A 16,551-nucleotide genomic window follows, 5' to 3' on the forward strand; every position below is an offset into this window, starting at 1 on the left:
AAAGAAGTTAGAGCGATTTTTGATTAACGCGTTGCGATACTTCTGCAGCGCTTTCGACCCGTTCTGAATAGCGATCGGTCAGATACGCCGAACGTCCTCGGGTAAGCCAGGTAAATTTGACCAACTCTTCGCAAACGTCAACCACGCGCAGATAAAGTGGGGACATTTTCATGCGATCATTATCATCGAATTCCAAAAATGCTTTGGGGATAGAAGATTGATTAGGGATGGTAATCATGCGCATCCAACGTCCAAGAATACGCAATTGATTGACGGTATTAAAACTTTGGCTGCCGCCACTGACTTGCATAATAGCCAGCGTTTTACCTTGGGTCGGACGTACGCCGCCTAGCGCCAATGGAATCCAGTCAATTTGCGCTTTCATAATACTGGTAATGCTGCCATGGCGTTCTGGACTGACCCATAGCATGCCCTCCGACCACTGTGCCAGCTCGCGTAACTCTTGTACCTTTGGGTGGTCGGCATCTGCGTCATCTGGCAGTGGCAAGCCTGATGGATTAAACATTCGCACCTCGCAGCCGTACCAACGCAATAGACGGCTTGCTTCTTCTGCCGCCAATCTGGAAAATGAGCGCGCACGTAAAGAGCCATATAACACCAATATTCTTGGTGCATGGCGTGGGTCATCTTTACCTACCAAAGACTCAATATCAATAGCTTGTACTTGACTGAAATCAATATTGGGTAAATCGTTTTTCAGTAAATCAGCAGCGGGCAAATCAGTAGCGCCAGTATTGCTATCACACTCGCTATCAAGATTGTCTTCTGCTGCTAGGGTTGCGGTATCTTTAACCTTTGACATGTTTGACGATTTCCCCATCTTCTTTGGTAAAACTACTGACTGGATTCTCCAATAATTCAAACACTCGCTCTGACGGTCGGCACAGCGCAGCGCCTTTATTGGTAACAACAATAGGACGATTGATTAAAATAGGGTGCGCTATCATGGCATCAATCAATTGCGCATCGCTCAATGTTGGATTGTCTAAGCCAATCTCGCTATAGACGTTTTCTTTACTGCGTATTAGCTCGCGCGGCGTGATGTGCATCAATGCCAATAGCTCAACTAGGTACTCACGAGACGGCGGTGTTTTTAGGTATTCCACCACGTCTGGCGTCTCACCTGAAGCCTGCATAATGGCCAGCGTATTACGAGAGGTGCCGCATTTTGGATTATGAAAAATGATTGGCGTCATAAGGTTTTCCTCTTAATGTTAAAGGGATGAGATTTGGTATATATTGAATCCAATATAAAAGAAGTATGTTAAGAATAGTGTTTTGCTGGGATAAATTTTCCTCGCTTGCTGTGTGCTTCGCACTCCAGAGGCTTCGAAAAATTTATCCCAGCAGTACTGTCGTCTTTTTAAATTGGATTTGATATATATGAATATTACCAAACAGCCAGGTAATTAAAACAACGTTTGATTAAATAAACAAAGCAACATTTGAATCATTAAAAATTAAACTAAAGAGAAGTATCTTTACCTAATAAAAGCAAAACTATGGCAAAAAAATTACTCATTATAGCGCGAGTTGGATTGGTGGCTATCGGTGCCGTTATTATGGTTGATTGTGCCGTGTTAATGACGGTCGGCAAAATTAACTTTGGCACTGTCGTACCATTCTTATTGGGCAGCGTCTTTGTCACCCATGGGATATTTTGGCATGCCATCCGCAAATTTACTAGGCAAAACCCTTTCCGCAATCGTCTTTGGTATGCGCTATGGCTGCTGTTTTTCATCTGGCTTATAAGCTTCGGGTTATTTATTTTCTCGTTGCAGCAACAAATTAAGCGCAGCGCACAGCCTGTGCCGGAGGTCGCGGCGATTATTGTATTAGGTTCAGGTACTATCGCAGGAAAGCCAACACCGACGCTTGCTCAGCGTTTAGATACGGCCGCGCCGCTGATTAAAGCACAGCCAGAGGCGCTAGCGCTGACCAGTGGCGGTATAGGTATGGGGCAAACGCACAGTGAAGCCAGTATTATGGCGACTTATTTACATGAGATACATGGCATTGCCTTTGAGCACATTTTACAAGAGGGCAAAAGCACCAGTACCGCCGAAAACTTAATCTATAGCCAAGTAATTTTGGCGGCAAAAGGTCTCTCTATTACCGCGCCTATTGCCATTGTGACCAGTGATTTCCATACCATTCGCGCCGCTGCCATTGCCAAGCATCAAGGCTACCAGCAGCCTATTTTACTTGCCAGCCCAACGCCGCTATCCATTCGCTACAATGCATGGTTTCGCGAGTATTTTGCCTTTGTCAGTGGTTGGCTATTTGGCGAATATTGATAGAATTTAATAAAGCGGTTCATGAATTAGCCCGATAAATAAAACCGTTTTTAAATAAAAATAATAACCATAATTAACCAGAATAATAATGGACGGCAGCCCTATGCTCATCGACATCTTATTAACCATTCACTTTATCCTACTGGTACTGATATCCTTGCGCGTCCTATCGCGCGATGACTTAACCGCACCCGCACGCTTGGCTTGGATTGTTATCTTATTCGTCTTACCTTATTTTGGCGTATTGGTTTATTGGATGTTTGGTGAGGTGCATTTAGGGCGCAACTTCGCGCGTGAACGTGAAGACATTATCAATAAATTACGTCAACACCGTCCTGCAGTGCTCGGTAGCGATGTGGCGTTAACACTGGCCGTCAAGCCTGAATATCAAGCAGCCTTTGCTTATTCAGCAAAAGCCACCGGTTTTCAGACCACGGTGGGCAATCGCGCCGAGCTGATGGCTGATGCCGCTGAGACCCGCAGACGTATGATTGCCGATTTTGATGCGGCAACCGACCATATCCATGTGCTGTATTATATTTGGCTGGTCGATGGTATGGGCACTGCTACTGCCCAAGCACTGATTCGTGCCGCAAAGCGCGGTGTTACCTGCCGAGCAATGGTCGATGGTATGGGCTCGCGCAAGATGGTCGGCTCAACGCTATGGCAAGAAATGAAGGACGCAGGTGTCCAGCTTAGTGTCGCCCTACCCTTGACCAATATATTCAAAGTGCTGCTATTCAGCCGTATTGACTTGCGTAATCACCGTAAAATTACCGTGATTGATGGCAAGATTGGCTACGCTGGCAGTCGAAATTGTGCCGACCCTGAGTTTATGGTAAAACCCAAATATGCCCCTTGGGTCGATATTATGCTGCGCATCGAAGGTCCCATTGTTGCGCAAAATCAGATGCTATTTGCCAGTGATTGGCTGACTGAAAACCCTGATACGCCGCTCGATAGCTTTCCGTATGCGACGGATTTGCAGCCAAATTTGCCGACCAATGATTTTGCTGCGCAAGTTTTCTCTGATGGACCGACCCAGCGCCATGGCACCACGCCGCAGTTTTTAGGCGCTTTGATTAGCCAAGCTCAGCACACGCTAATGATTTCTACCCCTTATTTCGTGCCTGATTATTCACTGGTGAGCATTCTATGTGCGACGGCCTATCGCGGGGTTGAGGTAACGATGGTTTTCCCGAAGAAAAACGACTCCTTTATCGTCGCTGCAACCAGTCATAGTTACTATTGGCAATTACTTGAAGCAGGGGTGAAAATCTATGAGTATAAACCCGGATTGCTACATGCCAAAACTCTGACCGTCGATGGTCAAATCAGCTTGATTGGCTCGAGCAATTTGGATTTACGCAGCTTTGATTTAAATTATGAAAATAACATTCTTTTTAGTGATAAAACCCTGACCGCTGCTATTATCGAGCGCCAATATCAGTATATCGCTGACTCCGATGAAGTGACGCGCGAAGAAGTGAAAAACTGGCCGCTGTCTTATCGAATTTGGAATAATATCGTTGCCACTATGGGACCTGTTTTATAAATGAGTACTTGTTCATGAGTACTTATTAATGAGTACTTGTTAAAGAGAAAGTATTAACATGAAATAATCTTCATTAAATATGATTTATTAATTCTATTGAACAGCTGTTTTTTGCAAAATATAGATGACAAACTTAGCTTCTGTCGCAAAAGGTTGTGCTGCCACTTCTACTAGTAGCGCCTGCCTCTTGTCGCTACGCGCACGATACGCATAAGGGGTCATGGTCATTAAATCCGCCAAATCCTCTGCCGATAAATTTAAACTACTGCTGATATGATGGGTTTCTAGCAGCTGGAAATAAGGCGCTAATTCCTGCAAAAACTTCTCAGAATCATGCTCACGGACGTCATCAAATAACGCCTCCCGCATCGTCGCCAAATGCCCCATATCGGGCTTGGCAATGATTAGATAGCCCTCATCGCTTAATACCTCATTAAACGCCTCTGGCAAGATGGGGCTAAAAATACTGCTAATGCCATTGATGTTATGCGCGCGTAGCGGTAAATGCGCCGCGCTGGTGACCAGTGGATAGATGGCTGCCGCTTTAATTACCTCTGTGGCAGAATTATCTTTAACTGGCTGATACCAAAGACGACCTAAAGCCTTACTGGTTTTTGCCAGCTCTACGACGGCAGGTTTACTGATATCCGCTGCAATCAGTACATCCATGCCCGTTTGCGCCATTGCCTGCGTGTAATAGCCTTCACCGCAGCCAATATCCAGCCAGTTGATAGGCTTATCTTTTTGGTTAATACTGACTTTTTTTGTCGTCAATAATGCCGCCATCTTTTGGCAAATTAAGTCATTTAATGGCTGATAATGTCCGGCATTTAAAAACCGTTTGCGCGCATCAATTGATTGCTGACTGTCGCCCGGCGCTTTGGATTTTTTTTGTTGTACCGGTAATAGATTGACATAACCCTGACGCGCAACATCAAACGGATGAGACGTTTGTTTTGGGTGCAAGCTACCATCACAGCGCCACGTATCGTCAGCTGGTTGCAGGGGTGATTGGCAAAGGGGACAAACAAATAAGCTCACAAGTATCTCAACGTCATCGCAATATGGCTGCCATTTTAACAAAGTTCAGGCTTCGTAAGGGATAAAAGGCATAACAAAAGAGAAGTTAGTGTAGGACATAAAAAAGCCATCTTAGATTTTAAGATGGCTTTTGATTTGAATTTTTTTTGATTTGAAACTGTTTGACGACTTAACGCAGTTTTAAGGTCATCAGCCCAAGAATCACAAGGATAATGGCAATAATCCAAAACCTTGCCACCACTTGCGTCTCTTTCCAGCCAATCTCTTCAAAGTGATGATGCAATGGTGCCATGCGAAAGACGCGCTTTTTACGCAGCTTATACGAGCCAACCTGTAGCATAACCGACAGTGCTTCGGCGACAAATAAACCACCCATAATGGCAAAGGCAATCTCTTGACGGGTCATAACCGCAATCGTACCGAGCATCGCGCCCAATGCTAACGCCCCAACATCACCCATAAATACTTGCGCTGGATGAGCGTTAAACCATAAGAAACCAAGTCCGGCGCCAATCATCGAGCCACAGACAATAATCACTTCCGAGTTATAGGCAATATAAGGTACATGCAAGTAATCCGCAAAGCGCACGTCACCTGACACATAAGCCATAGCGCCTAAACCTGCTGCGACCAAAACCACCGGCAAAATAGCCAAACCGTCCAAGCCATCGGTTAAGTTGACGGAGTTAGAAGCACCATTAATCACAAAGTAGGTAAAGATAATAAAGCCAATACCAAACGGCACGGCTGAAAAGGGAATTATCCAATCTTTAAAAATCGGTAGCAGCAAGTCCTGCATCTCACGCGTGGTCGCTATATCCGGCTGCAAGGTAGCAATATAATATAAAGATATACCGACGAATAACGCGCCCATCGATAGCCAAAAGTATTTCTTGCGGGCAATCAGACCTTTGGGGTCTTTATACTTAATTTTAAGCCAATCATCTGCCCAACCAACCGCGCCAAAGATAATCATGACAATGAGCAAAATCCACACATAGGGATTGTTTAATCGCGCCCACAATAAGGTTGATACGCCAATTGCGCTTAAAATCAGCACCCCACCCATGGTCGGCGTACCGGTTTTGGCCAAATGCGACTGCGGACCATCATTACGAATCGCCTGACCATACTTCAGCGCACGCAGACGTCGAATGACGCGTCCCCCAAAAATCATGCTAAAGGCAAGCGCGGTAATAACCGCTAGTAACGCGCGCAGCGTCAACGAAGAAACCGCAGAAAACGGCGTATAATACTGACCAAGCCAGCCAAACAACCAAACTAACACCGCCTACTCCTCGATTAGCGCATTGATAAGGGTTTCCATTTCCATGGAACGTGAGCCTTTAAACAGCACCGTACAAGGCTGCGCTTGCTGTGCTTGTAAATAAGGCTGTAAATAGGCCAATAAACTGTCTTTATCAGCAAAGGCATGGGCGTTGATAGCAGAAATCTCTTTTGCGCCTGCCACCGTATAAGGGGCGTATTCACCAACACACAGCAGCACATTAATACCGGTGGTCGCAATGGTACGACCCAAGCTCTGATGCTCGCTGACCGCCGCTTCTCCCAGCTCGGCAATATCACCGAGTACCATCACTTGCGTACCTGTCTGCGCCGCAAGTACCTTAGCTGCCGCTCGCACCGAATGCGGATTGGCATTATAAGTATCATCAATCAAACGATGCATACCGAGTAGTTGGCTGTTTAAGCGCCCCTTAGCAGGACGGGCATTTTCAAGTCCGACGACGATATCACTGATATCGATATTTAACGCATGGGCACAAGCAGCAGCGGCCAAGGCATTATTGACATTATGCTCGCCCGCTAACGGCAGATTAATATCATGAACTTGGCTGCCAATATGCAGCTTAAACTCGCTGCGTTCAGGCTCAACATCTAAATGGCTGGCACTGACATCGGTATTACCAAAGCCAATCACGTGAGAGGTATGCTTTTCAGCGATACGGCGCAGCTTATTGGTAAAGTCATCTTTATCAGGAACGATAGCGTACTGCGTGTCATTCAAAGTATGGTAAATCTCAGCCTTAGTTTGGCAAATGCCTTCACGGCTGCCAAATTCCCCTAAATGCGCGGTGCCAATATTGAGAACACAAGCGACATCCGGCTTTACAATCTCAGTAGTATAAGCAATCTCACCAATATGGTTAGCGCCCAGCTCCAAAATCGCATAGCGATGATGATCGGATAATTCGAGCAACATCATCGGCACACCTAAGTCATTATTTAGGTTGCCACGGGTAATCAGCGTCGGCGCCAAACGTCCAAAGATACTACCGAGCATCTCTTTGCAGGTGGTCTTGCCGCTAGAACCAGTGATGGCAATCACGGTCAAATTTTTATGCTGCTGACGACGATAAGCTGCCAATTGCCCTAACGCCAAACGCGTGTCATTAACAACTAATTGTGCAATATCAGCAGAAATGGGGCGTGAAACGATAGCCGCAACCGCACCTTGTTCGATGGCAGTAGCGATATAATCGTGACCATCAAAATTATCGCCGCTGAGCGCCAAAAAGATATCGCCGGGTTTTATGGTACGGGTATCGGTAGCGATACGAGTGCTAGTAATTGGCTTGCTTGTGTCGTTATTAGTTGATGTTACTTGACTGTCAGCAAATTGCCAATGTCCACCCAGTGTTGCGGTTGCCGCAAGCAGATTGTCTACTTGCCAAACATACAGCCCTTGCGACTGAATGCTGTTATCGTTGTCGGCTGTCATAATGATTACCTTATATATGATGACTACTTATCTTTGATATTTGAGAATGTATGTTGTTTAAAAAGTATAAAAAACGAGGCGCAAGCGCTATTATTTATCTATAAAGGCTATACGCGCCCTGCTTGCTTTAAAGCATTTTGCAAAATAACACTGTCGTCAAAATCATAACGAACATGGTTAATTTCTTGATAGGTTTCATGACCCTTGCCCGCGATAACGACAATATCATCAGGCGCTGCTTGATTGACCGCATATTCAATGGCTGCTTGGCGCGCAGGTTCGATATGGGCACGCTGATATTGCTCGTTTGTCATGCCCGCTTGCATATCTTGCAAGATTACATTTGGGTCTTCGGTACGTGGATTATCCGCCGTCAATACAACTTTATCGGCGCCTGCCAATCCCGCTTGCGCCATCAATGGGCGCTTGCCCGCATCACGGTCGCCGCCACAACCAAACACTGCCCATAGCTGACCTTTACAATGGGTTTTTAGGCTGGCAAGTACTTGGCTTAACGCATCAGGCGTATGGGCATAATCAACGATAAAACAACCATCATTGGATGGCACACGCTGCATACGCCCAACCGCACCTTGTAGCTGCGGGATAACGGCCGCAATGCGCTCGAGACTAACTCCTAAGGCTACAGCAGCGCCAATAGCGGCAAGTAAGTTGGCAACGTTAAAACGCCCGAGTAATGGGCTGACGATATTTATAATATCAGTTTTTTCATTGCCAAAATCAGTACGCAGCGCAATCTCAAGACCCTGCAAACTTGGCTTAATTTCAGCGGCAACAAAGGTCGCAGATTTTGCTGGGTCTAAACTATAGGTCCAAACCGTTAATTGGCTGGCATGCGCGGTATCGAGCATAATCTGTGCATGCTCGTCATCGATATTGATGATAGCGTGGGTTAACTCTGAGAAATGTGCTTTATCAAACAGCTTGGCTTTTGCCGCAGCATACTCTGCCATATCGGCATGATAATCTAGATGATCACGGCTCAAATTGGTATAAATCGCCACCGATACTGGCATACCTTGTAAACGCTGCTGATCCAAACCGTGCGAGCTGGCTTCTAATGCCAATAGCTCAGCATTCTCTGTAGCCATTTGATATAAAAACTGCTGTACCGCTAAGGCATCACCGGTGGTATGGCTGGCTTGCACTAAGGCGCCAAGTCTGCCGTTACCCGCCGTGCCCATCACGGCGCTACTCATCCCAGTTAACTGCGTCAATTGCGCCACCAATTGGCTGATAGTGGTTTTGCCATTGGTGCCCGTTACTGCGACGACCGTCGGCAAGGTTACAGACCGCTGATATTGCAAACGCGCCTGAATCAGGTCGCCTAAAAAATCACGGATATTGGGCACATATAATACGGGGCAAGGCAGGCGGTCCAATTGCTGCTGCGCGATAGATTCAGCATTATCATCAGTCAAAGCAAGATTGGCATGCGGCGGCACATTAGCTTTAATAAGCAAAGCGCGCGGGTCAATTTCTGCTAGGATAAAAGCCGCATTTTGCGCGGCTTGATAAAGGTAGTCACGACTTTTTTGACAGTTTGGCGTATGACTTTTTAATAACACAAAGACGTCGTTGGCTGCCAACTGACGGCTGTCTAAGCAGAACTGCTCAAATGGGATATTGGCAAGCGATGTTTTTAGATTGGGCAACTGACTGTTAGATGCGATTATCATCGCTGTCAATGCTTGTGCTAGGCTTTGTTTGTCTTTGTGGTTCTGCCTATGACTGTCGCTACCGCTGGCTTCAATCAGCTGTTGCAAGGTGACTGTGGTGGTGCTTGGCGACGAGATAGACGGAGTCATTGGCAAATCCTAAACGGTTAAAACGCATCAAATGGTTAATAGCGGAATATTTAAAAAGATTACTTTTTTATCTACTGTTCTTCGGTTTTTAACGGCTTATCTAACGGCACATTATACAAACGCAGCGCCTCTTTCTTGACGTTATGGAAGACAGGAGCGACTGTTAAGCCCGCATAAATCTGACCACGCGGGTCTTCGATAAGTATGACACCAACCAGCTTAGGATTAGACGCTGGCGCCATACCCGCAAAGACGTTACGATATTGGTCCGTATAGTAGCCACCTTTTGGATTGATACGGCGCGACGTTCCTGTTTTACCAGCAACGCGATAACCATCGATAGCAGCACCCTTAGCCGTACCACCCGGTTCGGTGACACTCTCCATCATTTGTACGATAGACATGGCTTGCTCATGTGCCATGATACGCTTACTGGGCGGCCGCTCGCCATCTTTGGTCAGCGTTAATGGATGCATAACCCCGCCTGCTGCCAGCGCCGAATAGGCCTGTGCTACCTGCGCCAATGTCACTTGCAGACCGTAACCATAACTGACCGTCGCCCGCCTTGAGGTTTCTTTCTCTTTTGGCGTCACCACAAGTCCACTGCCCTCACCGGGGAATTGCAGCGGTGTTTTTGACCCAAAGCCAAATTGCTTTTGCATATTGGTAATGGCATCAGGCGGCAGTGATAACGCAATCTTGGTCGAGGCCACGTTACTAGACTTCTGTAGCAACGTACCCAGAGTAATACGACCCAGATTATTATGATCGCGAATCGTATAACCACGCACACGGATAGAGCCAGGATTGGTATCAATCAATGACGTCGTCGTATACTTGCCTGAATCTAACGCGGCGGCTACAGTAAACGGTTTCATCACCGAACCGGGCTCAAAGACATCAAGCAGCGCACGGTTACGTTGGTTTTCACCGGTCATCTCATTAAGATTGTTGGAGTTAAATGACGGCCACGTCGATAGAGCAAGCACTTCACCGGTTTGCACATCGACAATCATACCCGTTGACCAGCGCGCTTTTTGCAAGCGGCCGGCTTTTTCCAGCTCTTTATAAAGCAAGTACTGCAAACGCGAATCAATCGTTAACGCCACGTCTTTACCGGGTATCTCTGGTTCAATCTGCTTAATTTCTTTCAGGCTATTTTGCTTGGCATCTTTGAGTACCAATACTTTACCATCATCGCCCGCCAGCTCAGTTTCATACTGACGTTCGATACCAGCGCGGCCTTCGTAACCGCCTTCAGGATCATCGGCGTTTTGGCCCATGAAACCCAACAGCTGCGAATTCGGTTGCGGCTGCGGATAATAGCGCTGGAAGAAGTTTTTCTCATAGACGCCCGGAAAATCAAGCGAGCTGACGCTTTGAGCAATCTCAGGGGTGACTTTATTAAGTAGTGGCAGATAATGCGAGCCTGCGCCCGATGGCAGCGCCGCTTTAACGGCTTCCTCATCGGTTACATCGATACTGTCATCGATAGCCGTGACTTTTTTAAGCTCAGTGACTGAAATATTGGCCGCTGCTGCAAGGGTGGTCAAATCCATATTATCCAAGCGCTTTTGCATACGCGCGACCAGCTTTGGACTATCGGGATTGGTCAAAATAATGCGTTTAAGCTCGTAATATTCGCGCGCATAATCATGCGGGCTAAAAGAAACCGTCGCTAGAGGCGCACTGACTGCTAATGGCAAATCATTACGGTCGGTAATCATACCGCGATAGGATTTTTGCGTGCGCACGCTGGTGATAAGCTCGTTACCTTTATCTTGGTAAAATTGAGCGTTGGCCACTTGTAAATAATAAGCACGGCCGATAAGCCCTACCAAAATCAGCAGCGCTAGCGCCCAAATCATACGAAAACGGTTTTTATCTTGCTCGACACCGCCACGAGAGGAGGCACCAGACGCTTTACCCAAAAAGGCTCTTTTGCTTTTTAGGTTTTTAACACTGGTATAAGCGCCCTGCTCTTCGTTCTTTTTGAGGCGACCAAATAGCTTGGCTTTACGGCCATCACTGGTTTTATTATCAGGCTTGCTACTCGTTTGCCCAGATTTGGCGGCACTAGCACGGCGTAACGGCTTGGTGACTTTGCCGCTGGCTGGTTTTTTGTTGTTATTCTTAGCGGCTGCTTTATCGCTATTGGCATTGGATTTTTTATCACTCATCGTCCAGCCTCCGCTACATCAGCATCGTTTGTAGGAATCTCAGGAGATAAATCCGTAGAAGCCCGTGGCTCGATGACTTCAGTTTCAGCTTTATTTTCATCTGCACCATCAGACTCGAGGACTTGCGCTACTGCAACTGCCGCACCTGGTTGGATAATCAGCTTGTCTTTAAGAGTTGGCGAAAACATACCCAGTTCAGCAACGGCACGACTGGCAATTTGCGGGGTCGCACTAAAGGTTTGCTGCTCGATAAGCAAACGCTGATGTTCTACTTGCAGTTTGCGCTCTTGTTTTTTCATGTCTTGCAAGGTTTTATAATCCTGATGATATTGCTGCACGCCTTCGGCAGTTTTGATACCGCTCCAGATAATTGCTGCCGCCAATAGCAATAATATGGCCACGTAAATACTGACCATATTAAATCGGCGCACGAATAATTCGCCAACATCGGTATTAGGAGGCATTGCGGCGCGACGGTTTACAGGTTTGTCAGATATTGCCATGACGATCTCAAAAAAGTGAACTTCAAAATATAAAAAGCGCTAACCATTTGCGAGTGATCACACCCTCATGAGCCATCAGCACCATCAATAAAAACAAATAAGATTAGAAATAAAATAAAACCAAGCCAAAAAAGTAACTGCTGAGCCTAGCAGAGAATGTTTACAGCTTTTTAACAGCCGCGTAATCATTAAAACATTCAGTCATATTTTGACCACATAACTTAATAGCAGTCTTTATGGATTAATATGTGGATTGCCATCTGCTACATAATCCGTATCGGTACGGGTTGCCAGTCGTAACCATGCACTACGCGAGCGCGGGTTTTGGCTGATTTCTGCTTTACTAGGACCGACGCGTTTGGGCTTGCTAAAATAACGCGGACGCTTCGGCGGCATCGGCAAATTCTCATCTTCTGGATACTTACCTTTACTATGACGCTGCAAAAACTGCTTAATACGGCGATCTTCTAAGGAGTGAAAACTAATGACCGCCAGCTGTCCGCCCGACTTTAAAATCGGAATGCTTTGCTCTAAAAAGTCGTCAACATCGCCAAGCTCATTATTAATGAAGATACGCATCGCTTGAAAACTTTGCGTCGCTGGATGCTTACCGCGTTGCCAGTTTGGGTGCGCGACTTTTATCACTTCTGCTAGCTCAAGCGTGGATTCATAACTGTCCATCTGCTTGATCGCACGAGCAATACGGCGGCTATGACGCTCTTCGCCGAACTCATACAGCACATTAGCCAGAGTCTCATCATCGACTTTTTCTAGCCATTCAGCAACCGACTGCCCGCGGCTGGTATCCATACGCATATCGACTGCACCATCACGCATAAAACTAAAACCGCGACTGCCATCATCAATTTGCGGTGATGAGATACCCAAATCCGCCATTAATCCATCAACTTGCGTAATACCCATTGCCGCCAGGCTATCAGTCAAGGTCGCAAAGCTGTCATGCACCACTTTTACGCGACTATCGCTATTTGCCAATTCATGAGCAACCCTAATGGCCGTTGGGTCTTTATCAAAAACAATCAAGGTTGCATCATCGGCCAGCTGACTCAATAGCAAGCGACTATGGCCACCACGGCCAAAGGTTGCATCGACGTAGATGCCACTCATTTGTAAGCTATTCTGTCCTGCGTCGTCTGTTTGCTTGGGCAGTGATTTGACGCCCAACACCGCGGCGACCGTTTCTTGCAATAGCACCGCATCATGAACGAAACTTAATTCATCAGAAGTGGTTTGCTCTGTTATAGCAGCTACAGACTCTTGAGCGGGTGAATTAGCAGAGTCACTCTCTACAACAAAGTCATTTTCCAGCGCAGACAAGTCACGCGCTGACTTAGCGTTATCAGTGGCTGACGAAGCGGTTGTTTTAAGATCTTGCTTACTTTTTGGCTTATTATTCGATATGGACACAAACGACTCAGTAGATGACGACCATTTTGGTCAGTAATAGTAAAAAATCAGATGAAAATAAACAAGTTATGACTTGTCTAACATTATTATCGCAAGGATACACTGGTAGTCAAGCGCTAGACGGGCTTTTCGTTAAAAATATCCCATCTCTCTGTTATACTAGCGCTATATTTTACGCTATTTTTCTACATTGACGGCTATTGTTTGTGCCGTATTTTTTGTTCAAACTTGTCATGCACATTTATTATTAATACTTTTAACCGCCATTTTTCACTGCCATATTCATTAACCACCCTATTCTGAGAATTTTATGATGCAATCATCGACTTCAACTAACAGCACGCGCCCTGTCCGTACTCGTATCGCGCCTTCACCGACTGGCTTTCCGCATGTCGGCACCGCTTATATTGCGCTATTTAATTTAGCCTTTGCCAAAGCCCACGGCGGCGAGTTTATTTTACGTATCGAAGACACCGACCAAACGCGCTCGACCGAACAATCTGAAAAAATGATTTTGGATGCGCTACGTTGGGTTGGTCTTGACTGGGCGGAAGGTCCAGATATCGGTGGACCGCATGCGCCTTATCGTCAGAGCGAGCGTAGCGATATTTATAAAAAGCATGCCGAGCAGCTGATAGAAAACGACCATGCGTTTCGCTGCTTTTGTAGCAGTGAAGAGCTTGATGCCATGCGTGCTGCGCAAATGGCCAATGGTGAAACGCCGCGTTACGACGGTCGCTGTGCCCATTTAGCCCCAGAGAAAACCGCGCAATTGGTTGCTGAGGGCAAACCAAACGTCATTCGTATGCGTGTGCCAACCGAAGGCGTTTGTCAGGTACAAGATATGCTACGCGGTACGGTTGAGATTCCTTGGACGCAAGTCGATATGCAAGTGCTGCTAAAAACCGACGGCATGCCAACTTATCATCTAGCTAACGTCGTTGATGACCATTTAATGGACATCAGCCATGTGTTGCGCGGCGAAGAGTGGCTCAACTCTGCGCCTAAGCATCAGCTGCTTTATGAGTATTTTGGTTGGGAGATGCCCGTTCTTTGCCATATGCCACTGCTACGTAACCCTGATAAATCAAAGCTGTCTAAACGTAAAAACCCAACCTCTATCACCTACTACCGTGATGCCGGTGTACTACCTGAAGCGCTGCTTAACTACCTTGGTCGTATGGGCTACTCTATGCCTGACGAAGCGGAGAAATTTACCTTAGAGGAAATGATTGCCAGCTTTGATATTCAGCGTGTGTCCCTTGGCGGCCCTATTTTCGATATCGAAAAGCTCAACTGGCTTAATGCCGAATGGCTACGTGCGCTAACCCCTGAAGAGTTAAAAAACAAAATCCTCGACTGGGCAAGCAACAGCGACAAGCTAACCGCTATCGCAGCGGCGATTCAGCCTCGCATCGAGTTACTGTCTGATGCGGTCAATTGGGGCGGTTTCTATTTCCAAAACTTACCTGATATCAATGCTGAAAGCTTTACCCATAAATCTCTGACGCCTGAGCAAATTACTGAGATGCTGCAACTGGCGCTTTGGCAGCTAGAAACCTTACCTACGTGGTCAGAAGAAAATATCTACGCCACGCTTAAAGGTCTTGCCGCCCATCTTGATATTAAGATGCGTGACTTTATGGCGCCATTCTTTATCGCTATCGCTGGTAGCACCTCATCGACGCCTGTCATGAATTCTATGGCAATTATCGGCGCTGATATGACATTGACACGCTTGCGCCATGCGGTTGATGTACTGGGTGGCTTGGGTAAAAAGAAACTAAAAAAACTTGAGAAACAAGCAGCAGAATTGCCAGACTTCTTAGCTGACAAATAGTTTGGCAGCTGAATAGTTTTTGCAATTTTTAATTAAAAACAAGATTAATAAATAATAAAAAGGGGTCAGGCTGAACTGACCCCTTTTTACGTTAATCTCAGCATTTAAAATTCAACACCTTCATTGGATATAAATATGGCCGCCAAAACCGTCACCATCGAAAGTAAAGATTATGTCTTTAATACCCTCAAAGAAGCGCAGAATTACTATGATGCCATCGTAAAAGAGCTTTATAACGCAAAACTTACCCTGACAACCGGTCAAGACTTTGAAGATTTAAAATGGATATATAGCACTTACTGTCATTACACCAAGCAGAATTTAGATAAATTAAGCAATTCTGATATTACTGGTTTTAAAGGTATAAGTACTGTCCGAGAAAAAGGCGGTCAATATATCCCAACGGAATGCTGTGCCATCATTTTTTCTGACAGCAGCTCTAACTGTACGGAAGAAGAATTCTTTACCGATAAAGCCCTAAAAGAGATTGCTATCAAGCAAAATCCACGTTAATTTAAGCTTATTAAGCAGCTAAAATGGCTTTAAACGCTTTTTTTTGCATATTTATGCATTATTTTTCAAATAGCAGTTGACAAGACTGCCGGTCTTACATAAAATACGCACACTCTTAGCGAGGGGCTATAGCTCAGTTGGTAGAGCACTTGCATGGCATGCAAGGGGTCAACGGTTCGACTCCGTTTAGCTCCACCATACTATTTATCGCAACGCTCAGTATTACTGAAACTTGATATAAATACTCGCTAGTAGGACGATATCAGCACCTAGGCACAGCTTGCTCTGTTATTAATAGATAAGCTCTCTGATATTGTGAAGTACCGTTGTAACCATTGGTTATAACACTCTATGCGTCCCCATCGTCTAGAGGCCTAGGACACCGCCCTTTCACGGCGGTAACGGGGGTTCGAATCCCCCTGGGGACGCCACTATTCGGCGTCACTTATTAGCACTTTTGCTTAGCACCTTTTAAGCATCAGGTTAGACTAATAAGCGAACAATAAAAAAGCCCAGTCATCATATGGTGACTGGGCTTTTTTATGTCTGTGGTTTTTAAAAATGGCTATCAAGACTGTATAAGTCCTTGGGAATATTGATA

The 16,551-nt window shown here is 45.9% G+C and carries 13 protein-coding genes and 2 tRNA genes; 6 read left to right on the forward strand and 9 right to left on the reverse strand.

The window, feature by feature from the left end; genetic code table 11:
• Positions 1–7 precede the first annotated feature (7 nt).
• On the reverse strand, positions 8–823 hold the full coding sequence (arsH, locus tag JMX94_RS05045; RefSeq protein ID WP_227673520.1) for an arsenical resistance protein ArsH: 816 nt from the start codon (positions 821–823) through the stop codon (positions 8–10).
• Entirely contained in the window at positions 810–1,217 is a 408-nt protein-coding gene (gene arsC, locus JMX94_RS05050; RefSeq protein ID WP_201563779.1) for an arsenate reductase (glutaredoxin), read from the reverse strand. Before arsC ends, arsH begins: the two co-directional genes overlap by 14 nt.
• A gap of 306 nt (positions 1,218–1,523) precedes the next feature.
• Between arsC and JMX94_RS05055 the strand changes: the two genes are divergently transcribed.
• Positions 1,524–2,318: a YdcF family protein gene (locus tag JMX94_RS05055; RefSeq protein ID WP_201563781.1), complete on the forward strand. Its 795-nt coding sequence runs from the start codon at positions 1,524–1,526 to the stop codon at positions 2,316–2,318.
• Positions 2,319–2,421: 103 nt separating this feature from the next.
• Positions 2,422–3,873 (forward strand): cardiolipin synthase, encoded by a 1,452-nt coding sequence (cls, locus tag JMX94_RS05060; protein WP_201563783.1) that lies wholly within the window; start codon positions 2,422–2,424, stop codon positions 3,871–3,873.
• A 93-nt stretch (positions 3,874–3,966) separates the two neighbouring features.
• Here the strand turns inward: cls and JMX94_RS05065 are convergent, their stop codons facing one another.
• The 7 genes from JMX94_RS05065 to rsmH all read right to left on the reverse strand — a co-directional run bounded on the left by JMX94_RS05065 (position 3,967) and on the right by rsmH (position 13,432).
• On the reverse strand, positions 3,967–4,914 hold the full coding sequence (locus JMX94_RS05065) for a putative RNA methyltransferase (protein WP_307843721.1): 948 nt from the start codon (positions 4,912–4,914) through the stop codon (positions 3,967–3,969).
• 169 nt (positions 4,915–5,083) lie between these two features.
• Positions 5,084–6,202 carry a phospho-N-acetylmuramoyl-pentapeptide-transferase gene (gene mraY / locus JMX94_RS05070; RefSeq protein ID WP_201563785.1) on the reverse strand — a complete coding sequence of 373 codons (1,119 nt, stop codon included), beginning with the start codon at positions 6,200–6,202 and terminating at the stop codon, positions 5,084–5,086.
• Positions 6,203–6,205: 3 nt separating this feature from the next.
• A complete protein-coding gene (gene murF / locus JMX94_RS05075; RefSeq protein WP_201563787.1) occupies positions 6,206–7,657 on the reverse strand; it encodes a UDP-N-acetylmuramoyl-tripeptide--D-alanyl-D-alanine ligase in 1,452 nt (483 codons plus the stop codon).
• 107 nt (positions 7,658–7,764) lie between these two features.
• The gene (locus JMX94_RS05080; protein WP_201563789.1) at positions 7,765–9,486 is read right to left on the reverse strand and encodes a UDP-N-acetylmuramoyl-L-alanyl-D-glutamate--2,6-diaminopimelate ligase; all 1,722 of its coding nucleotides are present in this window, start codon (positions 9,484–9,486) and stop codon (positions 7,765–7,767) included.
• A 71-nt stretch (positions 9,487–9,557) separates the two neighbouring features.
• Positions 9,558–11,666: a penicillin-binding protein 2 gene (locus JMX94_RS05085; RefSeq protein WP_201563791.1), complete on the reverse strand. Its 2,109-nt coding sequence runs from the start codon at positions 11,664–11,666 to the stop codon at positions 9,558–9,560.
• Positions 11,663–12,169: a cell division protein FtsL gene (locus JMX94_RS05090; protein WP_201563793.1), complete on the reverse strand. Its 507-nt coding sequence runs from the start codon at positions 12,167–12,169 to the stop codon at positions 11,663–11,665. Before JMX94_RS05090 ends, JMX94_RS05085 begins: the two co-directional genes overlap by 4 nt.
• A gap of 234 nt (positions 12,170–12,403) precedes the next feature.
• A complete protein-coding gene (gene rsmH / locus JMX94_RS05095; RefSeq protein WP_201563814.1) occupies positions 12,404–13,432 on the reverse strand; it encodes a 16S rRNA (cytosine(1402)-N(4))-methyltransferase RsmH in 1,029 nt (342 codons plus the stop codon).
• A 475-nt stretch (positions 13,433–13,907) separates the two neighbouring features.
• Here rsmH and gltX point away from each other — a divergent pair, with 475 nt between their 5' ends.
• The 4 genes from gltX (at position 13,908) to JMX94_RS05115 (ending at position 16,381) form a co-directional block, all read left to right on the forward strand.
• A complete protein-coding gene (gltX, locus tag JMX94_RS05100; RefSeq protein ID WP_201563795.1) occupies positions 13,908–15,437 on the forward strand; it encodes a glutamate--tRNA ligase in 1,530 nt (509 codons plus the stop codon).
• Between the two features lie 135 nt (positions 15,438–15,572).
• Complete coding sequence (locus tag JMX94_RS05105) at positions 15,573–15,950, forward strand: hypothetical protein (RefSeq protein ID WP_201563797.1); 378 nt, start codon at positions 15,573–15,575, stop codon at positions 15,948–15,950.
• A gap of 122 nt (positions 15,951–16,072) precedes the next feature.
• Positions 16,073–16,148, forward strand: a tRNA-Ala gene (locus JMX94_RS05110).
• A 157-nt stretch (positions 16,149–16,305) separates the two neighbouring features.
• A tRNA-Glu gene (locus JMX94_RS05115) sits at positions 16,306–16,381 on the forward strand.
• The last annotated feature ends 170 nt before the right edge of the window (positions 16,382–16,551 follow it).

Origin of the sequence: Psychrobacter sp. CMS30, assembly GCF_904846565.1 — a bacterium.
Taxonomy (GTDB): Bacteria; Pseudomonadota; Gammaproteobacteria; order Pseudomonadales; family Moraxellaceae; genus Psychrobacter; species Psychrobacter maritimus.